Origin of the sequence: Dyella choica (genome assembly GCF_003977665.1) — a bacterium.
Taxonomy (GTDB): domain Bacteria; phylum Pseudomonadota; class Gammaproteobacteria; order Xanthomonadales; family Rhodanobacteraceae; genus Dyella_B; species Dyella_B choica.
On record NZ_RYYV01000004.1, the window covers coordinates 219,369 to 241,159 of the forward strand.

General features: G+C 61.3%; 19 protein-coding genes. 8 read left to right on the plus strand and 11 right to left on the minus strand.

Going from position 1 to position 21,791, the window contains the following annotated elements; genetic code table 11:
• Positions 1-480 precede the first annotated feature (480 nt).
• From EKH80_RS07080 to EKH80_RS07110, 7 genes are all read right to left on the minus strand, one after another.
• On the minus strand, positions 481-717 hold the full coding sequence (locus EKH80_RS07080) for a hypothetical protein (RefSeq protein WP_126684026.1): 237 nt from the start codon (positions 715-717) through the stop codon (positions 481-483).
• 215 nt (positions 718-932) lie between these two features.
• Positions 933-1,580: a pyroglutamyl-peptidase I gene (gene pcp / locus EKH80_RS07085; protein ID WP_126684027.1), complete on the minus strand. Its 648-nt coding sequence runs from the start codon at positions 1,578-1,580 to the stop codon at positions 933-935.
• Between the two features lie 26 nt (positions 1,581-1,606).
• Positions 1,607-2,575, minus strand: a complete 969-nt coding sequence (locus EKH80_RS07090) for a 5-oxoproline transporter, DUF979 family subunit (protein ID WP_126684028.1) — start codon at positions 2,573-2,575, stop codon at positions 1,607-1,609.
• Between the two features lie 2 nt (positions 2,576-2,577).
• Positions 2,578-3,255, minus strand: a complete 678-nt coding sequence (locus tag EKH80_RS07095) for a DUF969 domain-containing protein (RefSeq protein ID WP_126684029.1) — start codon at positions 3,253-3,255, stop codon at positions 2,578-2,580.
• Positions 3,252-4,058, minus strand: a complete 807-nt coding sequence (locus tag EKH80_RS07100) for a LamB/YcsF family protein (protein WP_230473477.1) — start codon at positions 4,056-4,058, stop codon at positions 3,252-3,254. The genes EKH80_RS07095 and EKH80_RS07100 overlap by 4 nt, the downstream gene beginning before the upstream one ends.
• 116 nt (positions 4,059-4,174) lie before the next feature.
• Positions 4,175-4,606 carry a tautomerase family protein gene (locus tag EKH80_RS07105; protein ID WP_126684030.1) on the minus strand — a complete coding sequence of 144 codons (432 nt, stop codon included), beginning with the start codon at positions 4,604-4,606 and terminating at the stop codon, positions 4,175-4,177.
• Between the two features lie 3 nt (positions 4,607-4,609).
• Complete coding sequence (locus EKH80_RS07110) at positions 4,610-6,319, minus strand: GMC family oxidoreductase (RefSeq protein WP_126684031.1); 1,710 nt, start codon at positions 6,317-6,319, stop codon at positions 4,610-4,612.
• A 338-nt stretch (positions 6,320-6,657) separates the two neighbouring features.
• Between EKH80_RS07110 and EKH80_RS07115 the strand changes: the two genes are divergently transcribed.
• Positions 6,658-7,545 (plus strand): LysR substrate-binding domain-containing protein, encoded by an 888-nt coding sequence (locus EKH80_RS07115; RefSeq protein WP_126684032.1) that lies wholly within the window; start codon positions 6,658-6,660, stop codon positions 7,543-7,545.
• A 33-nt stretch (positions 7,546-7,578) separates the two neighbouring features.
• Here EKH80_RS07115 and EKH80_RS07120 read toward each other — a convergent pair whose 3' ends face one another.
• Positions 7,579-8,574 (minus strand): 5-oxoprolinase subunit C family protein, encoded by a 996-nt coding sequence (locus tag EKH80_RS07120; RefSeq protein WP_126684033.1) that lies wholly within the window; start codon positions 8,572-8,574, stop codon positions 7,579-7,581.
• Between the two features lie 93 nt (positions 8,575-8,667).
• Positions 8,668-9,375, minus strand: a complete 708-nt coding sequence (gene pxpB, locus EKH80_RS07125; RefSeq protein WP_126684034.1) for a 5-oxoprolinase subunit PxpB — start codon at positions 9,373-9,375, stop codon at positions 8,668-8,670.
• Positions 9,376-9,624: 249 nt separating this feature from the next.
• Here pxpB and EKH80_RS07130 point away from each other — a divergent pair, with 249 nt between their 5' ends.
• Entirely contained in the window at positions 9,625-10,596 is a 972-nt protein-coding gene (locus tag EKH80_RS07130; protein WP_126684035.1) for a hypothetical protein, read from the plus strand.
• Between the two features lie 95 nt (positions 10,597-10,691).
• Here EKH80_RS07130 and EKH80_RS07135 read toward each other — a convergent pair whose 3' ends face one another.
• Positions 10,692-12,044, minus strand: coding sequence for a 2-hydroxycarboxylate transporter family protein (locus EKH80_RS07135; RefSeq protein WP_126684036.1), 1,353 nt, complete (start codon positions 12,042-12,044; stop codon positions 10,692-10,694).
• A gap of 43 nt (positions 12,045-12,087) precedes the next feature.
• A complete protein-coding gene (locus EKH80_RS07140; RefSeq protein ID WP_126684037.1) occupies positions 12,088-13,455 on the minus strand; it encodes a porin in 1,368 nt (455 codons plus the stop codon).
• A 658-nt stretch (positions 13,456-14,113) separates the two neighbouring features.
• Between EKH80_RS07140 and EKH80_RS07145 the strand changes: the two genes are divergently transcribed.
• The 6 genes from EKH80_RS07145 to hypE all read left to right on the plus strand — a co-directional run bounded on the left by EKH80_RS07145 (position 14,114) and on the right by hypE (position 21,763).
• Positions 14,114-15,976 carry a hypothetical protein gene (locus tag EKH80_RS07145; protein ID WP_126684038.1) on the plus strand — a complete coding sequence of 621 codons (1,863 nt, stop codon included), beginning with the start codon at positions 14,114-14,116 and terminating at the stop codon, positions 15,974-15,976.
• A 96-nt stretch (positions 15,977-16,072) separates the two neighbouring features.
• On the plus strand, positions 16,073-18,502 hold the full coding sequence (hypF, locus tag EKH80_RS07150; protein WP_126684039.1) for a carbamoyltransferase HypF: 2,430 nt from the start codon (positions 16,073-16,075) through the stop codon (positions 18,500-18,502).
• 18 nt (positions 18,503-18,520) lie between these two features.
• A complete protein-coding gene (locus EKH80_RS07155; protein WP_126684040.1) occupies positions 18,521-18,799 on the plus strand; it encodes a HypC/HybG/HupF family hydrogenase formation chaperone in 279 nt (92 codons plus the stop codon).
• Positions 18,796-19,509: a D-sedoheptulose-7-phosphate isomerase gene (locus EKH80_RS07160; RefSeq protein ID WP_126684041.1), complete on the plus strand. Its 714-nt coding sequence runs from the start codon at positions 18,796-18,798 to the stop codon at positions 19,507-19,509. Before EKH80_RS07155 ends, EKH80_RS07160 begins: the two co-directional genes overlap by 4 nt.
• Positions 19,506-20,660 carry a hydrogenase formation protein HypD gene (hypD, locus tag EKH80_RS07165; protein WP_126684042.1) on the plus strand — a complete coding sequence of 385 codons (1,155 nt, stop codon included), beginning with the start codon at positions 19,506-19,508 and terminating at the stop codon, positions 20,658-20,660. Before EKH80_RS07160 ends, hypD begins: the two co-directional genes overlap by 4 nt.
• Positions 20,657-21,763, plus strand: a complete 1,107-nt coding sequence (hypE, locus tag EKH80_RS07170; RefSeq protein WP_126684043.1) for a hydrogenase expression/formation protein HypE — start codon at positions 20,657-20,659, stop codon at positions 21,761-21,763. Before hypD ends, hypE begins: the two co-directional genes overlap by 4 nt.
• Positions 21,764-21,791 lie beyond the last annotated feature (28 nt).

The following is a 21,791-nucleotide window of genomic DNA, read 5'->3' on the forward strand; positions in this document are numbered from 1 at the left end:
CCGGTGAAAAGACTGCCTCGCCCCACGTCATCGCCAGGGCTTCCCTAACGCTTGCTTTCAATCGATCCAAGCTCTCGTGACAACGTTGTACCGGATGTCACGAGCGGGCCAATCAATAGGACAGCAAAAAGACAATGTCAATAGGAATTTATATCGATTCAAATCCAAGTAAGTGATTCATCGGCAAGGAAGATATTGCATGACAACAAAGAAGCTTGGATCGATCCAAGTTTTCCTTGGATTACGCCGTGCTGCACCGCAAAGGCGTTTTTCGACTCCGTGTAAGGAAAATCCGGAATGAGGCTCAGCGCCGCACCCGGATTGGGGCGTTACGGCTATTTACCCATAAATTACTGGTTTACATATAGACGAATAGGACTGCGTGGCATGGCCGCAACGCCACGCGTCGGATGGCTCGCGGCCCAAGCTCTCGATAACGCAATGCCTCTACCCGACCCGTTGGGCAGCACTACGTGCGCTTTAGGCTGCGCGTAGGCTGGGACGATAATCCCAGCTTTCGCGCGGCGTCCCAGTGCTGGGATTGCCATCCCAGCCTACGCGCTGGATTCCGAATTGAATACCCAGATAGTGAAGCGAAACGCCGCCGCTTTGCGGTACCTGGAGAGTGTCCTTCGGCGCATAGGCGGCATGCACGTACTCATACAGCGCCAACAGGCAAGCCAAGGCAAGCCATAGCGTCCTGGTCTTCTTGCTCACGTTATTGCATTCCTCCGCACACGAACCACCATGTCCTGCGACGATTGACGGCCAAAAAATGGAAATGCCTGTCCGCTCAGGAGGAAATAGGGAAAGCCGCCGCGGCAATGACTTACGAACCGGATGCCGCTCAGCGGCATGCTGAGCGGAACGAGGTGAAATACGTGCCGCTTGAAATCAGGTCCTGAGGCAACGAGTGCATCCTTGCGGAAACATCAATCAAGCGTGCCCGCGCCAAAATGCTCATCGACACGCCGGGTTGCAGCAACTTCCAGGGCAATGTGCAGGGCACGCTCTGCATCTGCCCTACTCATGCTTGGAGTAGGGTCGCCCACCTGCTCGGGAAAATACGGTATGTGGATGAAGCCAGCACGCCGGTCGCGATGTTTGGCGGCAACGTGCAGCATCAGATAAGCGACGTGGTTGCAGACGAAGGTGCCGGCGGTGTTGGATACCTCGGCAGGCAATCCCTCAGCGAGCAGAGCTTTGAGCATGGCCTTGATCGGCAACGTACTGAAGTAGGCTGCGGGGCCATCTGCAATGATCGCTTCATCGATGGGCTGCGCACCGGTATTGTCTGCGATGCGTGCATCCTGCACGTTGATCGCCACCCGCTCGATGGAAATGCAACTGCTTCCACCCGCCTGCCCCACTCCAAGCAGGATCGACGGCTTGACCTCGTCCACCATCAAAGCCAATTCGCGTTGCGATTCGGCAAACGCCGTGGGCAGCAGCCGCGATACCACCAAGTGGCCGCCGATGAACTTGCCGTCGAGAGCACGTACCGCCTCCCACGAGGGATTGATGTCTGCTCCGTCGAACGGCGTGAAGCCAGTCAGCAGGATGCGCGGGGGCTCGCTCATGGGGATCTCGCTATAGAGTGAATGGCTCAGCGAAAAACCAGCAGCCACAGGATGACGAAATTGGCGATGAAAATGCCGGCGGCGCTCCACGCCTGCGCGCGAATCACTCCATAGGGATTGCGCAGCTCCAGCAACGCCGCCGGCACCAGGTTGAAGTCGGCGGCCATCGGCGTCAGCAGCGTACCGCAGTAACCACACAACATCCCCATCGAACCGAGGATGGCCGGATTGGCCCCATGGCGCTGCACCAGCAGCGGCAGCCCAATACCGGCCATCATCACCGGGAATGCGGCAAACGCGTTGCCCATGATCACGGTGAACAGCAGCATGCCGAAAGCGAACAACAATAGGCACATGAAGGCATTGCCTTCCGGCAGCAGCGCCTTCGCCAACGCAGCGATCGCGGCCCCCACCCCGCTTTGCGTAAACATTTCCCCCAGGGCTGCCAGCAACATCGGCAACAAGGCCGCCCATCCGATGGCGTCGAGCAGGCGCTGACCCTCCGCCAGCCCCTGATGCAATGGCGCCCGTGTCACGCGTGCAGCGGCGAACAAAGCCGCCACACAGGCCATGCCCAGTCCGATCAGCGTCATCTGCGGCTTGGCAAACAGTGCCGTACCTCCAATCGCAAGATGGGCTCCGAACAATGCCACCAGCAGCGTCAGCAGGGGAATCAGCAAGGCGGGCAAAAAAAGCTTATGTCCCAGACGCAACGCGGATGCGAGTCGTATCGAGCTACCCGCGGTTTCCGGATGCGGCCGGCGACGAAGCAAGGGGGACAGCAGCGCCAGCGCAATGACCATGCATCCGGCGAGCTGAGCCGGCCACACTCGGCCGGCATGCTGTTGCGCAAGTACGCTGTCGCCACCGCCAAGCAGCAAACCAAGCAGCAACCAGAAGGCGGCGCGTGCGAGCTTTCGCTCACGCAAATTGCGCCATGCGGTGAAAAGCAGAAAGGCTGCGATCAATCCATACACATATTCGATGCGCAGCATGCTCAATCTCCGCCGGCGTGACGTACGAGGCGCCGCTGGAACAGCCATATGCGCACCGACTGGATCACCAGTGCGGCGATCGCCGTCGGCAGGGCCCACAATGCGATGCTCAACGGCGTGAGATCGATGCCGTGTTGCGCGTAGAAACTCTGGATGAGCAGCACTGCGCCCAGCGCAACGAAGACGTCTTCGCCGAAGAAGCGACCAATGTTGTCGGTTGCGGCAGCGACGGCGCGCAGCGCATCGCGATCGGCGTCGCTCAGGCCCGGATCCATCTTTTCGGCGGCAGCCTCGCCCATCGGCGCCAGCAGGGGACGCACCGTTTGCGCCGGGCCTGCGACGCCAGTGAGGCCCAGCATGGCGAGCCCTTCACGCAGCAGCAGGTAACCGATCAGCAGGCGCGCGAGGGTGAGGCCGCGCAATCGTCCCATCCATTGCTGGGCGTGCTCGCGCAATCCGGCATGCTCGAGCAAGCCGATGGCGGGCAGCGTGAGTACGAACAGCAACAGCATGCGTGAGGAGACGAAACTCCTGCCCAGCAGCGCCAGCACGTCTGGCAGCGGCAGCCCGGCCAGCAAGCCGCTGACGAGCGCCGCACAGGCCACGACAGGAACCGCATTCAGGCGCAGTGCGAAACCGACGATGATGACCGCGACGCCCAGTAGCGGCCAGTAGTTCATGCCTGCCGCCCGCTCCCGTGCGGAGGAGCGATGCCGATGTCAGCGGCTTCCAGTGCGGCGCGCAACTGGCGCGCCAAGGTGACCGCATGCGCGCTGTCGCCATGCACGCACACAGTGTCGGCCTGCAGTTCGAGGATGCTGCCGTCAACGGCGCGCACTCGCCCTTCACGTGCCATCGCCATCGCCTGCGCGATGGCTTCGTCGCTTTCCTGGATCAGGGCATCGGGTTCGCGTCGTGGTTGCAGGCTGCCGTCGGGACGGTAGCGGCGATCGGCAAAGGCCTCCGCGGCAACCGGTATGCCCACTGCCCTGCCCGCATCGATCAGGGCCGAGTTGGCCAAGCCAAACAGGTACAGCGTGGGATCGAAATCATGCACGGCACGCGCGATCGCCGCGGCCAGCTTTGCATCGCGCGCCGCCATGTTGTACAGCGCGCCGTGCGGCTTCACGTGCCGCAGCCGCGTACCCGCCGCCTGCGCAAATCCATGCAGCGCACCGACCTGATACAACGTAAGCGCATAGGCCTCATTCGGTGTCACTGCCATCTCGCGCCGGCCGAAACCCTGCAGGTCGGGCAGCGACACGTGCGCGCCTATGGCCACGTCACGCTGCACGGCCATGGCCACGGTGCCGCGCATGACGTCCGGGTCACCGCCGTGAAAGCCGCAGGCTATATTGGCCGAGCTGACGATGGCGAGCAGTGCGACGTCGTCGCCCATGCGCCACGCGCCGAAGGATTCGCCCAAGTCGCTGTTGAGGTCGATGGTCTTGGTGAAGGCGCCTTTCATGTGGATTCCGGACATGGTTCGATGCTTCGGTGCAGGTACCGCCATGCCTCCTCGCGCCCGACAGGGGTGCTCTGGGCGTCCTCATCCTAGCCCGAAATCAGGCCCGGGACGAGCTGCCTACGACAGCCCGGTCACTGGCTCGGATTGGGCTTCGCCCGTTGGCACGCACCACCGCCCAGCTCGCCGGTGAGAAACTGCGCACGCCCGTTGCCGAAGCTCCAATCAGCGTCGGTATTGTTCACAAACGACACCACAACGTCGCTCTCTTCGATACCACAGCTGATCTTCAGTTCACGGCAAAGCTCGGCATAGAAAAATGTCTTTTCCTGCTCGCTGCGCGGGCGGGAAATGACCGTCACGACGACCACCTTGTCGGTCCGCTCGATGCCCAGGCCGGTATCCTCGACTATCATGCGGGACGCATGGTGCTCGTTGACGATTTGATAGCGATCGCGCTGGGGCACCTTGAAGGCGGCGAGCATAGCCCGGTGCGCCGCATCGAGCATGACACGGATTTGCTGGTTGCTGCGCCCTTCGAAGATGTCAAATTTAATTAGCGGCATGATTCAATCCTTGGTACCGTTGCGTGTAAAAGCATCTGCCATCAATCCGTTCTCGTTGCGTATCCAATGCGAGGCTTTCTCGGCGATCATCATGGTCGGCGCGCTGGTGTTTCCGCTCGTGATGGTAGGCATCACGCTCGCGTCGACCACCCGAAGCCCGGCAATGCCGCGCACCCGCAGGTGGCTATCGAGCACGGCCATGGGGTCATCGGCTTTGCCCATCTTGACGGTACCTACTGGGTGGAAGATCGTCGTACCAATGTCGCTGGCGCTCTGCATGAGTTCCTCTTCCGTCTGGTACTGAATACCCGGCTTGTATTCTTCGGGCTCATAACGGGCGAGTGCCTGCTGTTGCACGATACGCCTCGTCAGCCTCAGTGCGTCGGCGGCTATTTTCCGGTCTTCATCCGTGCTCAGATAGTTCGGCGATATCGCCGGCGCCTGTTCGAAGTCCGCACTCTTCAGCTGCACCGTTCCTCGGCTGGTCGGATTGATATGGGCGACGCTGGCCGTAAAGGCCGGGAACGTATGCAGCGGCTGGCCAAATGCATCGAGGCTCAACGGTTGCACGTGGTACTGCAGGTTGGCGTAGGGTCGCGATGGATCGCTCCTCGCGAAGACGCCCAATTGAGACGGCGCCATGCTCATCGGCCCTGAACGATGCAGGGCGTATTCGATGCCGATCTCCGCCTTGCCTAACAGGCTGGAAGTCATGACGTTCAATGTCTCGGCATGCTTGACTTTGTAGATCGTGCGAAGTTGCAAGTGATCTTGCAAGTTGGCGCCAACGCCAGGCGCGTCATGAATGACGTCGATCCCGAACTGCCTAAGCAAGGCGGCGGGGCCGACGCCGGAGCGCTGCAGGATGTGCGGCGAGCCGATCGCGCCGGCACTCAGAATCACCTCGCATCCGGCGTGAACAGTGACAAGCTCCCGTTCCCGGACGATTTCCGCGCCGGTGCACCGCTGTGACCCATCGGCATGGCGGCCAAAGCTCAGCTGCTTGACGACTGAATCCGTCCAAATTGTAAAGTTGGGGCGATGACCTTCGATGGGCGCGAGAAACGCCTTCGAGGTATTCCACCGCCAGCCGGCCTTCTGGGTCACATCGAAGTAGCCGACGCCGTAGTTGTCGCCCGTATTGAAATCGTCGATGGGCGGAATGCCGGCTTGCTGTGCAGCCAGTGCAAATGAATCGAGCAGTTCCCACTTCAAGCGCTGCTTTTCCACACGCCATTCGCCGCCATGCGCATGGAAAGCGGCAACCTCCCCGGCCCGTCCATTGAGCAATGCACGATTCTCGGGGTCAAGCTTGTAATAATTCTCGTGCGCCATGAAATCTTTCAGCGAATGACTCCACGCCCACTCCTCGTCCCCCGTCAGCTCCGCCCATTGGTCATAGTTGTTCGCCTGACCGCGCATATAGATCATGCCGTTGATGCTGGAGCTTCCGCCCAGCGTCCTGCCGCGTGGATAGACCAATTGGCGTCCATGAAGCCCTCTTTCCGGCTGCGTACGAAACTGCCAATCGGTGCGTGGATTATCGACGCAATACAGATAGCCGACCGGGATGTGAATCCATAGGTAGTCGTCCCGTCCACCTGCTTCGACCAACAGCACGTTTTTGGTCGGATCTTCGCTGAGGCGGTTTGCGAGCAGGGCGCCCGCTGATCCCGCACCGATGACGATATAGTCGAATTTGCAACTGCTCATGAATTTCATTTTCCCTTTGGAGAACGTGTCCACCGCGACGCCGGCATGGCACGACATCGCCCATCACTGCGCATTGAAGGGGAACGACGTCAAGGAGGATGCATCGACACCCTGGCCTGAATCGTCGCTGAGTCGGCGGCGGAGCCGGTTGGCGATGGGGGTCGCACCAGCGACTGAGTAAGCAACAAATAATTCAAGATCACGAACCTTTTTAAGCACAGTATTTCGTTGCATTCAGTGTAGTTACCGTGCATACATCGCATCAATGGAATTATTTATATAATCATCATGCCTTGCCGGACTAATGTGTCTTGAATTTTTCTCATGGAGCTACAGCTATGGAACTGCGCGCTTTGCGGTATTTTGTGGAATTGGTTCGCCGCGAAAGCTTTACGGCAGCCGCCGACACACTCTGTGTAACCCAGTCGGCGGTCAGCAAGATGGTGCAAAGCCTGGAGGAAGAAATGGGTACCGCATTGCTCGTGCGCGACAGCGGCGCACGCAAGCGACGGGTCGTGCTGACCGATGCCGGGCACCTAGTGCAGGCGCGCGCGCAGGAGATGCTCGCATTAGCGACTGCTTTGCGGGCTGACCTGGAATCGCTGGGCACGCTTGAACGAGGTGAACTGACGATTGGCATCCCACCCCTGGGCGCAAAGCTTATGGCTCCGTTTATCGCCGCCTTTCATGCGCGCTGGCCCGGCATCGAGCTGAAATCGATCGAATCCGGCTCCCACGCGATTGGCGAGGCACTGCGCGCCGACGCGCTCCAGCTTGGGGTCTTTTTGGCACCTGTCGAGGAGGATCTCGATTTCATTCCGATCTGCGATTACAGGCTTCAGCTGCTTGCTTCCAGAACTTCTCGCTGGAACGATCGCAAACGCAAAGCGGTGGCCTTGGCGGAACTGGCCAGCGAGTCATTTCTTCTGTACGACGAGACGTTCCGGCTCAATGAGGTCATTGATCGGGCCTGCCGGAAAGCGGGTTTCTCGCCCCGTATCGCGTGCCGCAGCAGTCAATGGGACTTGATTTCCACGCTGGCCGATAAAGGAACGGGCGTCGCGCTGCTTCCCGAGCCTTATTGCACTGACGCCGACGCAACTCGGTTTGTGTCCATGCCACTCATTGAACCGGAAATTCGCTGGAGCCTGGTGCTGGCTTGGCGTCGATCGGCGCACCTGTCGCGCGCTGCTCGCGCCTGGATCGACATGACGCGAGGTGTCTGAACGGCCGTCCTTGCTCCTGCCTGGACAGACAACTTATGCAGCAGGCGATGTGGAAAGCAGGCGCTGTTCGGTGCGTTGAAGCAGGCTTCGCAGCGATTCCTCGCGCTCGCGCTGGCGTTGACACGCCTCGTCCATGCCAGTCTCGCGAAAATATACGGCATCGCCCGGCCGGCGTTGCGCGAGGCGCGGAAGGTCCACTGCGGCGAGCTGGCCGATGCGCGGATAGCCGCCCGTAACCGGCGCATCCGCCTGCAGCAGGATCGGCTGTCCGGAGGGTGGCAATTGCAGCGTGCCGGGCAACGTGGCTTCGGATAGCAGCTCCAGCGGTTGGCGCAGACCCAGTGGCGCGCCATCCAGGCGGCTGCCCGTACGGTTGCTGTCCTTGCTGATGAGAAAAGGCCGCGAAAACAACGCCTGCTGCGAGGCGTCGTCAAGGGCCGCGTAATGATGGCCGCGCATCAGCGCCAGCGGAGCCTGCGCATAGTCGAGCCACGGCTGCGGATCGAGCCCCCAGCGCAGTGCACGCACCTGCTTGCCTGAATGAAACCAGGGGACTGCGGCGCGCTCGCCGATCGTCAAGACGTCACCGGCCTGGATTGCTCGTCCATCCAGCGGACCGATCCGTGCGTGCAGATCGGCGCTGCGGCTACCCAGCACCGGCGCACAGTCGAAACCACCCCGCACAGCGAGATAACTGCGGCAGCCATGGTGCACGCCACCGAGGCGCAGCACGGCTCCTGCAGGCAGAAAGCAGCTCGTCCAGGGCGGCAAGGGCTGGTCCTCTACACGGGCTTCGATGATCCCGCCCGTCACGGCAATCACGGCATCCTGTAGGAAACGCAGCAGGGGTCCGGCCAGCGTGATCTCCAGTGCGGCTTCGCCATCGGCGTTGCCCACCAGCGCATTGGCCAGCCGCCATGCCGGCTGATCCATCGCGCCCGCGCGTCCCACGCCAAGCGAAGCAAAGCCGCGGCGCCCCGCATCTTGCAGGCTGCTGAGCAGGCCGGGCTTGATGACTTCGATGCTCATGCCTCGGTGCCCGTAACAACTTGCAGCCTTGCGTTGCAAAACCCAGCATTGCCATGCGTGCAATACCCGCGACGCTGGGATTGGCATCCCAGCCTACGGAGTGACGCGGCGTAGATATTCATGCTCATCTATCGCTTGGAAGCGAACACGATCGCCCGGGCACAATAAGGACGGCGCATCGGCAGCCGGATCGAACAAGCGCAACGGCGTGCGACCGATCAATTGCCACCCACCGGGGAGTTCCTGCGGGTAGATGCCCGTCTGTTGCCCGCCGATGGCGACGCTGCCGGCCGGCACGCTGATGCGTGGACTGCTCCGCCGCGGCACCGCCAACACCGGATCGAGACCAAGCAGATAAGGAAACCCGGGGGCGAATCCGAGCATGGCCACGCGGTAAGTCGCGCGGGTATGACGCGCGACGACCTCTTCCGGCGTCAAGTGCGTGTATTCCGCGACCTCTTGCAGATCTTCACCCGCTGCTCCGCCGTAGCAAACCGGTAGGGTCATTTCGCGTGACGTGATTTCCGCGCCGCTTGCCTGATCCAACGCAGACTGGATGGCCTCGCGCAAGTACTGTTCGGAAAAGCGGCCCTCATCCTCCCGCCAGCCGAGCGGATCGAAGCGCAATAGCAGGCTCGCATAAGCCGGCACGCATTCCACGCTGGCAAGGCAGGACTGCAGCCTCGCGGCTACCTGCAGGACGCGCGCGTTCACTGCTTCATCGATGGCTTCACCGAAGCGCAAGAGCCACGCATCCTCCGCCAGCGGATCGATTTGCACCTGCGGCCAGGCTTGTGTCATGTCAATCTCAGCTCACCTGCACGTCTGGCGGAGTGTAGGCTGGGATGGCAATCCCAGCATCGGGATGTCGCATGCAATGCTGGGATTGTCATCCCAGCCTACGCTCCTGAGTTCACGACCTGTTGACCGAATGGCAGCTAACCAGACCCATCTTCCTGCGGGACCTGACCCGCTACGCATCCCACCTTCCTGGTATACGATTTTTCCCAAGCCTTTCCCACACCGCAACGAAAACTCATGGAGCACAGCATGACTGCATGCAAGCAGCTTTCCTGGAAGGTGTTGCCTTTTTTTGCCGCCATGGCCTTGGCCGGCCCCATGACCTCGGCTACTGCGGCACAGCCCATGTCAAGGCTCGTCATCAATGCCCCTACCTCCCAAGACTTTCAACAGCTGTTTTACGAAGACGATAAGTGGACGTCGACGCGATCCATGGTGAACGGTCTACTCGCGGTGCCGTTCACGTTCAAGCACTTTTCCGACGATGATCTGCAGCAGTTCGGTTCCCAGATGAAGTCCTGGCACAAAACGCTGGATCTGGAGGTCGGCGCCATCAAGGAGTGGTCGCAGGACGGCGAAAAGAGCTTTCAACTGCAAAAGGCGGAATTCGATCGCCTCGGCCAGCACGGCTGGATCATCAGCGGTTTCGCCATGGACGAGCCGTTGTCCAAGGCGATGAGCCTGCACATGTCTGAGGACGCCACCCTCGAACAGACGATACGATTCATCATCGCGGTGAGAAGGAACTATCCGGACGCGCTGATCGGCGATATCGAGCCATTTCCCTCAAGAAGCGTCGATGAGCACGTTCGCTGGCTGGACCGTCTGCAGGCAAGGCTGCATCAGCTCGGGGAAAAGGGGCTGGACTTCTATCGTGTCGATCCCGACTGGGTGGCCTTTCAAGTCGCGCACAAGGGCTCGTGGAGCGATCTGAAGAAGATCGAAGACCATTGCCATGCGAGCGGCGTGAAATTCAGCCTGATCTATTGGGATTCGGATTTCTGGCAAGCCAAGCAATCCGGCACGCTCAGCGACAAGACCTGGTATGACGGCATCATGAAAGAACAGCGCTCGTATGCCGCCGCCGGTGGAAAGCCCGACCAGTATGTCATCGAGAGCTGGACCGGCCAGCCCAAGACCGTGCTGCCCGACTCGGCGCCTTACAGTTTTACGAATTCGGCCAGGGATTTTGTGCGCCTGATCGGTGGTGGCAAACTGTAAATGCCATTCCCATAGGCGAAAGATGTAGGCTGGGATGACAATCCCAGCATCGGTATGTCGTGTGGAAAGCTGGGATTGTCATCCCAGCCTACGCACTAGAAGCCGCTTGCGTAGGCAAACACCATCAGCACCAGCGTCACGGTGATGGCGCCGAAGATACGGGTGGCAATCTGCGCAAAGGGCATCAAGGCCATCCGCTCCGAAGCGGAGAGGATAGCGACATCGCCGGTGCCACCCTGTCCGCTGTGGCAGGCACAAACGATTGCCGTATCGATCGGGTACATGCCCATGCGGCGGCCCACGTAGAAACCGGTAATCATCAGCGTAGCCACCGTCGAAGCTATCGTCAGGGCGTTACTCAGAGTCAATGCCGAGACCAGCTTGTCCCAGGGCGTCATGGAGACACCGATAGCGAACAGCAACGGATAAGTCACCGCAACGGCAAAGAACCGGTAGGCAAGGCTCGCTCCCCGCTGCAACTGCGGGGAAATGGCCATGCCGAGTTTGGCCAGTACGGCGATGAACAGCATCGATATCGGTGCCGGTAAGCCGAACAGGTGGAAGGCCAGCAGACCCGCCACATAGAAGCTGATGCCGGTTATCCCTGCTGCGGCCAGATGGGCGATATCCACGCTCGCGCCTTCCTGGTCGCGGTCTACGTAAGCATGGACCGCGTTTTCTTCCCCCGGATACAGGTATCCGCGCCCGCTCAGATGCGGGTATTTGCGCCCCACGAAATGGAACAGGCCCGATAGCAGAATGGCCGTCAGGCTTCCCAGCATCACCGAGGGGAGTACCTGGGCGAACACCTCATCCTGCGCCTGATGCAGTACCGCCGCATACCCATAGGACAAGGGCAACGCACCCTCGCCTACCCCGCCAGCCATGATGGGAATCACCACGTAAAAAAACGTGTGGCGGACGTCCAGCCCGAGCAGGCTGCCCACCAGGGTGCCTACCAGCATCGCCGCGACCGAGCCACAGGCCAGTGGCACGAAGATCTTGAGGAAACCCTGGATCAGCACACGCCTATCCATCGACAGGATGCTGCCAACAATGATCATGCAGATGAACAGATAGAGAAAATGGGTCGACTTGGTAAAGCTAGTGACACCATGCACGACGATTGGCGGAAGCCATTGCGCGTAGACCAGGTAGGACGGCAGGAAGGTCGCCAGAATCGCCGCGGCGCCGACATGTCGAAGATAGGGCAAGCGCTTGCCGATCTCGCCGCAGGTAAAACCGCCCACTGCCAGTACGGCGATGGCGATGTTGATTTCACCCGGCATCCATCCCTGCCACACCATGACACCAAGCAACGCAAGCAACAACACATAGACAGGCAGGGGAATGATGCCGATGCGGATGTCCATCCACCGCCACCAGCCTTCCGGCCAGAATCGGCGAGCGGCAAGCGCGGATTTCGTGCAGGTCTCTGGAGCACTCATCGTTCAAACCATCCTGATCCCATCCTGGCCGAGGTGCTTGCGCCTAGAAGCGGAAACGGATGCCGATCATGGGATCGACGTTCCACCGGTGCAGATAGCCGCTGGCCAATCCCCCTCTGACCCGCGAATACATCACGCCGGCATAGGTGTCGAAATGGCCGTTGATCCGATAATCCATCCGCACTGAAGGCATGGTCTGGGTGCCGTAGCACTGTGGGGAATCGGACCCCGAGCATTGGGTCTTTCCGTAGGCGTTCTGGTGGTAGTAGTACCAGCCCGCCGCCAGATCCAGCTTGGCCGTGATGGGATGGTCAAAGCCGATCCAATACACAGTCAGTACTTTGGCATGCGGATAGGCCGAATCGTTGACTACGCTAAACCAATACCCGCCCAGCCCTTGCAACGGCGCCGCAAGTGCATGCGAAGGGTTGCGCAATCGCAGGTTTGCGATACCCGCGTAGAGCGTCCAGTGATCCAAACGGTATTTGGCCATGGCCAGATAGGACGTATTGTCCGAAACGGTGGCGACCAACGAATCGGGTGGAGCGCCCTTGGCCATTTGCCCTGCCGTGAGTGAACTCGCGGAAAGGGCTGTGTTTTTGTGTCCCCATGCGATGTCCATGGACCATCGTCCCTGGTCAAAGCCGACATCGATGTTTTTGGCCATGCCCGGGCTTCCTTGGGTGTAGCCCGGCTGGAACAGTCCGCTGATCCGAAAATGTTTGTACTGGTAAGCGTATTTGATGGAGTTGTCCAAACGGCCGTCTTCGGTTACGCCGATGCCCGCCGCGGCATTGGAATAAGAAAGGATGGAAAAGGCGTAGGAGCCGGCCAAGGGATCGTAGTGGCTCATCGCGTCTCTGTCCGGGAGGTTGTTGCGCCCCAGCGTGAGGCTGCCATAGGTCTTGGAACTGATACCCCAATAGGCCGGTCCGTTGAAGGTTTGTCCCGCGCGACTGGAGTCGCCCGCCGCACGCTGTCGACTTTGCGGCACCCCGTTGTTGTCGACGAGGGATTGCAGACCATTCGTCAAACGGAACGAATGCGGCGAAAACCCGGTTTCCAGCTTGAACACGAAGTCGAAATCGCCCGCTATCTTTTGCTTGCCGCGCAAGCCGATGGACGACTGGCTTAGGCCATTGGGCGCGATCGAAACCAGGGATTGATGCGCGGTCTTATTGATAAAGTAGTTCAAGCCCGCAGCCGAGCTTCCACTGACTTTGGCACCTGCACGCAAATACGCAACGCCGATGTCATAAACGCCGTACAACGTGATGCCATGCCAAGTCAGTTCGTCCTCCGCCGCTTTCGTTTCGGAGGGGGCCAGCATGCCCATGACAAGCAAGGCGAGCGCAGACCGACCCATTCCCTTTCTCGCAACCGACTCCATCGCAATACGCTTGCAGTTCATGGCACTCCTCGGTCATTGCATTCGTCACTCGCTCACACCATCACGGGCGCACGCACCGAGAGTCATCCATTGCATGACTCTTGCAGATGCGGCGTAGCGCGGCGGGAGCCCGTTGCAGTCGAATGTACCGACCTCAGATCGATCGCCCAATAAAAGAACTCCTAAATTGTTTAGAGATGCAGGTGAGTACCGTGGCGCACGCGCACCACGGCCTGCTTCGAGGTTTTAGCGCACGTCGCGCTGCTCCCTGGCCATCCTCCCATTGAGCGGAACGCAGGTTGACGCAAGCCAACCTCCGGCAAGGCTTCAGGGCACCCGGCGAAAACGTTTACCAGCGTCTTTCCTCACGCCGTTTTCACGGGGCACATTGTTTGATCGCCCCCGAAGATTTGGGGGAATCTAGCGGGGGAGTGAGTTCCGTTTTTCACGCGTCTGGTGACAACCAGGGTAAGTAACTCACCCAATAGATCGCGTTTGCAGAAAGTCGCGCCGGCAAGCAGGCCGCGACTCGTCATCGTTTGATTCGAATTTGCGCAAAGCAAGCTCATGGTGCCTGCATGTCATCGCCCACGAAAGCCGGGGCGCGCACCGATTTGATACACCGCGCAAGAAAGTTGACTGATCGACTTTTTCTTACTTTCCACAGGAGTAGAGAGCGATGAGAAAACTAGCTGCAACGAAGCGGAACAATCGTGCGGTTTTCAGGTTCCTGGGCGCCTCGGTACTGGCGCTGGCGCCGGTGGGATTCGTCGGCGCCCAAACCGTGGTGCCGTCGAATGCGAAAGCGCTGTGCGCAGTCGCGCCAACCACCTTCGCCAGTTGGTTTGTCAGCGGCAAGCCAAGCCTGAATGGCGCGGTCAATCCGGCCGACAGCATCAAGTTCCCGAACCAGAACGACTGCAACTTCTACAACTGGAGTGCGCAGATGTTTCTCTGGCTCACCTCTCCAGCATCTGGCGCGTATGGCTCGAAAGGCTTCGTATTCACGTCGCCGATTTTCTATAACGTCTCCGGCTTGAGTAACGGCAAGCGCACCTATTCGCAAAACCAGCCGGACAACCCGCTTCCCCTGCTCAACGTACGCGCCGCTCAGGCCGGTGAGCACGGCTTGCAGCTGGTCACCGACAAGAACGGTCAGATCTTCGAAGTGGTGCCGGCTACGCAGGCCGAGAACGGCAATTCGCTACTGCGCAACGCGGCCGGCAAAATGATCGAGATTCGTCGCGTCGAAGAGCAGCCCGGCAAGAAGCCGAAGTTCTTCGATGCGGCCGACAAGGAGATCGTGCAACCGAAGGCTCCGAAGCTCGATACTACGCTGGCTTTGCGCGTCGCACCGCAATTGGCCACGGCCACGCCCGCGGAAAAGAAGAACTTCGTGCAAGGGTTCCAGGTGAACGGCGAGGTGGTGTTCGTCGACAGTAACGGCAACACCATCGACCCGACCCAGGGCCAGGCCGGCGGCTTGTCGGGCGTGCTGCTCGCGCAAGACCAGTCGCTGGTGTACTACGCCACGATGGTCAACGACGTTTATGCGTTTTTCCAGACCGGCACCGTGAATGGCACCTTCCCAAGCGGCCCGAGCGGCTACAGCTTCTTCCCCACCTCGGCCCAGCAACTGACCCCGGTGCTCAGGTACGCTGCCTCGAAGGGTTCGAACCTGCCGGACCGGGTCGCCCTGACGATGGAATTGAAGACCTCGTGGATCGATACCGCGGGCCTGCCTGCGCTGGGATTGAAGCCAAGCGACTTCATCACCGTCACGACCACGGTACCCGTGTACAACCGCAGTAATCCGAAGCTATGGATTCCTACCAGCCAGACCAAGCAAGTCAACCTGGCCATGGTGGGCATGCATGTGGTCGGCAGCGTCGCCGGACATCCGGAAATGGCCTGGGCCACCTTCGAGCACGTCACCAATGCGCCGAGCTCCGGTTACCAGTACACCAATGTCCAGGGCGGGACGTCCTCGGTGCCGCAAGGCAAGGCCGGCAAGTGGGCATTCGCCTCACCCACTGCAACGGTCTACAACTTGCAGAAGGCGAACTACAAGGCTGCGCCAAACATCCAGGGGCAGACCTACAAGGACGGCACCAACACGTATGTCACGGATATCACGCCTAGCGACACCCTGCGTTCAAAGGCCTGGGGTACCGGCTCGGACGCGTCGGACTTCGTCTTGGAAAATACCGAAGTCATTTCGTCCGACAGCAGTGTGTTGACCCAGATCGCGAAGGGTGACGTGCGCGCCAACTACATCATGACCGGGGCGACCTGGACCATCCATGGGCAGACGGTGCAGAACCCGCCGCCCGGCCAGACGCAGCCCAACAACCAGATCGGCACGAATCTGCTCAACAACACCACCATGGAGACTTACGATCAGGGCATCGATGCCCGATCCAACGGTTCGAACTGCTTCAGCTGCCATGCCAACGGCTCGCAGCCTGCGGGGCAACCGGCCAATACCGCAGTAAGCCATATTTTCACCACGCTGGTCCCGCTATACCCGAAGTCGAACTAGCCGCATGGCCCTGCGGCGCCGCCGGCGCCGCAGGGCATCGTCCCTTTCCGTACCAGGGCCTGGTGCGGACCTGTGCATCCACGTTGGGAACGGCACATGTCGACTGTGTGGCAACACCTCGAAGTGCGGGTCACCGGTACAGTACAGGGCGTGGGGTTTCGCCCTACGGTATATCGGCTGGCCCTCGCCTGCGGACTTGACGGCGAAGTCCTGAACGACAGCGAAGGCGTACTGATCCGGCTGGCCGGCGCTCCGGATGATGTACGTGACTTCATGCGCCGACTGCCCGGCGAAGCGCCGCCGCTGGCGAAGATCGATTCGATTGCCGCGACCGAGCGTGCCGACTTCCGCGAATACCGCGGCTTTCGCATCTCCGATTCGCGCCACGCTGCGGGCCGCACCGAAGTGGCCGCCGATGCCGCAGTCTGCCAAAGCTGCCTCGACGAGATCAGCGATCCGCAGCAGCGGCGCTATCTCTATCCCTTTACCAACTGCACCCATTGCGGACCGCGGCTGTCCATCGTGCTGGGCATTCCCTACGATCGTGCGGCCACCACGATGGCAGCTTTCGCGATGTGCCCCGCGTGCGCGCGGGAATACGGCGATCCGCTGGATCGGCGCTTCCATGCGCAACCGATCGCTTGCCACACTTGCGGTCCAACTTTGACGCTGCACGAGGATGGAGCAGCGCTACGCTTCGGCGCAGACGGCAATGCGCGTGCGACGATGGCGCGCCAGCTGGAGCACCTGTGCCGTGCACTGGCCGCGGGCAAGATCGTGGCTTTGAAGGGTCTCGGCGGATTCCATTTGTGCTGCGACGCCACCCAGCACGCGGCGGTCGCCACGCTACGCCGGCGCAAGGCACGCGAAGCCAAGCCTTTCGCCCTGATGGCTGCGGACCTGGCCGCGATACGCCGCTATTGCGATATCTCCCCGCTTGAAGAGCAACTGCTGGGAAGCCCCGCCGCGCCGATCGTTCTGCTCGAGGCACGCAACGAGCCGGCGCCCGACCGCCCGGCGCTTGCGGACGCCATTGCGCCGAACAGCCGCCTGCTCGGGTTCATGTTGCCCTATACGCCGCTGCACTACCTGCTGTGCCGCCAGTTCGGCCGGCCGCTGGTCATGACGAGCGGGAACCTGTCCGGCGAACCGCAACTGATCGACAACGCCGAAGCCCTGCTCAAATTGGGCTGCATCGCCGACCTGATCGCCACCCACAATCGCGACATCGCCAACCGCATGGACGATTCGGTCGTGCGCGTCGTCGCCGGCCAAGCTCGGCTACTGCGGCGCGCGCGCGGTTATGCGCCGCGCTCGATCACGCTGCCCGCGGGTTTCGAGCGTGCCGATGGCATCCTCGCTTACGGCGCCGAGCTCAAGTCCACGTTCTGCCTGGTGAAACAGGGCGCAGCCATCCTGTCGCAACACCAAGGCGACCTGGAAGAGGTCAACACCTACGAAGACTACGAGCGCAATCTCAGCCTCTACCGCCGATTGTTCGAGTTCACTCCGCGCCATTACGCCGTCGACCTGCACCCCGAATACCTGAGCAGCAAGCTGGCGCGCCGCGAGTCCCCTGCTTCCGTTATCGCGGTACAGCACCATCACGCGCACATTGCCTGCGCCATGGCGGAAAACGGTCTGGCCAGAACGCATCGCCCGGTGCTGGGCATCGCCTTCGACGGGCTGGGCATGGGCGACGGCGGTAGCCTGTGGGGCGGCGAATTCCTGCTGGCCGACTACGCGGGCTACCGCCGGCTGGCTTGCCTGAAGCCGGTGGCCATGCCTGGCGGCGGACAAGCGGTCCGGCAGCCATGGCGCAACACCCTGGCCCAACTGCTTGCCTGCATGGAGTGGGAGGATTTCGCTACGCGCTACGGCGATACGGGCATAGGCCGAATGCTGTTGGCCCAACCCATCCCGACATTGCGCACCATGTTGTGTGAGCGCGTGAACTGCCCAATGGCCAGTTCCGCCGGCCGCCTGTTCGACGCCGTCGCCGGCGCGCTCGGCCTGCACACTGAGCAGGCGCAGTTCGAAGGGCAAGCCGCCATCGCGCTGGAAATGCTGGCCGACCGCCCTACGCTGCAAAGCTGCCTCGCGCTCGGCATGGAGCATGGTGGCGAGGCCTACCGCCTGGCTATCGTGGCCGATGCCGTACCGCTCGTGCTCGATCCAGGCAGCATTTGGCCACGGCTTTGCGACGACCTGCTGCACGGCGTACCGCCCGCCGTCATCGCCGCCCGCTTCCATGCAGGATTGATCCTGGGCATCGCCGACATGGCCGAGCATTTGCGCCGCAAGCATGGCTTCGGCGACGTGGTGCTATCCGGCGGCTGCATGCAGAACGCACTGCTGATGGAGGGCTTGGTCGACACGTTCACCGCCGTTGGCATGCGCTGCCTGACCCATACGCTCGTGCCGGCCAACGACGGTGGCATCGCACTCGGACAAGCCGTGGTCGCCGCTGCACGCATTGCCGGACAGCCGTCCATCGCCGCATCGATTCCCCAAGTTCATGCATAACCGGAAGAGGAAAGGCATATGTGCCTAGGCATACCAGGAAAAATCGTCGCCATTAGCGATAGCGTGCAACTGCTCGGCATCGTCGACGTGGGCGGCATACAACGCGCGGTGGACTTGAGCTGCGTCGCCCAAGGCTACGAATCGCTGGAATCGCTGATCGACCGCTGGGTGCTGGTCCACGTGGGCTTCGCCATGAGCGTGATCGACGAAAGCGAGGCTCAGGCCACTCTCGCGGTACTGACCGAGCTGGGCCAGGTCCAGGAAGAGCTGGCCGCCATGCAGGAAGGCGCATCATGAGCGGCGGCGAGAACATCGAACAGCTGCACGCGCTCTATCCATTCTTGGGTACAAAAAAAACCAATAGCGCCGCCATGCAGCAGGCCCTGCTGATTTCGGTGCAGCAAAAAATCGCCCAACACCTGGATATAGTCGGGCGATTTTTTGCGACGCAAAACGAGGCCGTGATCGCGTGTGCGCGCACCATTGCCGACATCTATCGAAGCCAGGGCCGGCTCTTCACGATGGGCAATGGCGGTTCGAGCTCGGACGCCTCGCATATTGCGGTCGAGTTTCTGCATCCGGTGACGACCGGCCGTCCGGCACTTCCGGCCTTCGACCTCAGCTGCGACAAGACCGTCATGAGTGCGATCGCCAATGACGTCGGCTACCAGCACGTTTATGCGCGTCAGGTGGCGAGCCTGGTGCGCAAGGAGGACGCGCTGATCGGCGTTTCGACCAGCGGCAATTCGGCCAACCTACTGCGTGCGTTTGTCCAGGCCAAAAAAATCGGCGCCGCCACCATCGGCCTGTGCGGCGGCGATGGCGGCGAAATGGCCAAGGCCGAGCTGGACCATTGCCTGGTGGTCGACTCGGACAGCATCCACCGCATCCAGGAGTGCCACGTCGCCATCTATCACGTGCTGTGGGATCTGGTGCATACACTGCTGGCCGACGAGCGCGGATTTTCGGGCAGCAAAACCCAAGAACCAACAGGGGCCAAGTCATGAAGTATGTGGATGAGTATCGCGACCCGGTGGCGGCGGATAAGCTGATCAAGGAAATCACGCGGCTCGCCGATAAGCTCGCCGCCCAACGTGGCCGACCGGTCAACGTGATGGAAGTTTGCGGCGGCCACACGCATTCGATCTTCCGCTACGGCATCGAGAACATGCTCCCGCCGAGTGTGGAGCTGATCCACGGGCCGGGTTGCCCGGTCTGCGTACTGCCCATAGGGCGGGTCGACGATTGCGTGGCGATCGCCGAACACGAAAACGCCATCATGACCACCTTCGGCGACGCGATGCGCGTACCGGGGTCCAAACGCAGCCTGTTGCAGGCGAAGTCACTGGGCGCCGATGTGCGCATGGTCTATTCACCGCTGGACGCGCTCAAGATCGCACGTAGCCATCCCGACAAAGAGGTGGTGTTCTTCGGACTCGGCTTCGAAACCACCATGCCCAGCACGGCCTTGACCGTGCTCAAGGCCGAGGCGGCGGGCATCGGCAATTTCTCGCTGTTCTGCAACCACATCACCATCATCCCGACGATCAAGGCGGTGCTCGACTCGGAAGACTTCCAGGTCGACGGCTTTCTCGGTCCCGGCCACGTCAGCATGGTGATCGGCACCCGCCCTTATGGCTTCATCGCCGAGCACTACCGGCGCCCCGTCGTAATAGCAGGCTTCGAGCCTCTGGACATACTGCAATCGCTGTGGATGGTATTGAAGCAACTCGATGCGGGGGACGCGCGGATCGAGAACCAGTACAGCCGCGTCGTCCCGGAGGATGGCAACCCCGCGGCACTCCAGGCGATCGGCCGCGTCTTCGAGCTGCGCCCCTACTTCGAATGGCGCGGCCTCGGCTCGATCGACCATTCCGGCGTGCAGCTCACCGCGCGCTATGCCGCCTACGACGCGGAACGGAAATTCGCCCTGCCCTCGATCGCCATCGCAGAGCCCAAATCCTGCCAATGCGGCGAAGTGCTCAAGGGCGTGATCAAGCCCTGGCAATGCAAGGTCTACGGCAAGGCTTGCACTCCGCAGACACCGCTGGGTGCGTTGATGGTGTCGAGCGAAGGCGCGTGCGCCGCTTATTACCAGTACGGCGGCGGTCCGCGCGGACTCGTCAACGAACACCCGCCAGGAGAACACGCCGCATGAACGTCACGCAGGAAAAATCCTTGGCCGGATTGACCGGTAGCGCCGCGAAAGATTCCCGCATTCGGCGCAGCAAGCTGGCCAGTCCGCTCATCACGCTGGCGCACGGCGGTGGCGGCAAGGCGATGCGCGAGCTGATCGATGACGTCTTCATCGATGCCTTCAGCAACCCTACGCTCAACACGCTGGAGGACCAGGCGCGCATTCCGCTGGCCGAGCTGGCGCGCCTTGGCGACCGCCTGGCCATGACGACCGATTCCTACGTCATCGACCCGATCTTCTTCCCCGGCGGCGACATCGGCAAGCTGGCCGTCTGCGGCACCGTGAATGATTTGGCCGTTGGCGGTGCCACGCCGCTTTACCTAACGTGCGCCGTCATCATCGAGGAAGGCATGCAGGTGGAAACACTGCGTCGCATCGTTGCCTCCATGGCCGAGACTGCCAGGGCGGCCGGCGTCAGCATCGTCACCGGCGATACCAAGATCGTCGGACGTGGCAGCTGCGACAAAATATTCATCAACACCGCCGGGGTCGGTGTGATTCGCCAGAACCATCAGCTCGGCGCCAACCGGGCGCGCCCTGGCGACCGCATCCTGGTCAACGGCTATCTGGGTGATCATGGTGCCGCCGTGCTGAATGCGCGTGGCGACATGCATCTGAGCAGTCCGATCCAGAGCGATTGCGCTGCCTTGCACGGCTTGATTTCCGTGCTGCTTGCAGCTGCACCGGGAACGCGCTTCATCCGCGATGCCACGCGCGGCGGCATTGCGTCGGTGCTGAACGAAATCGCCGAAGCCTCGGCGTGCGGCATCGAAATCGCCGAGGCTGCCACGCCGCTTCGCCAGGAGGTCAAGGGATTCTGCGAAATACTGGGCCTCGACCCGCTCTACCTGGCCAACGAAGGCAAGCTGGTCGCCGTGGTGCCGGAAGCTGAAGCAGCTGCTGCGCTGCAAGCCTTGCGTGCACACCCACTGGGGCGCGAAGCGGCCGACATCGGTGCGGTGCTTGCCGACGGCCACGCCGGCCGCGTCCACATGCAGACCGTTTTCGGCGGCAAGCGCATCGTTGACATGCTGATCGGTGAACAGCTGCCGCGCATTTGTTGATGCCGGCACCTTTGTAAGCGTGCCCCCC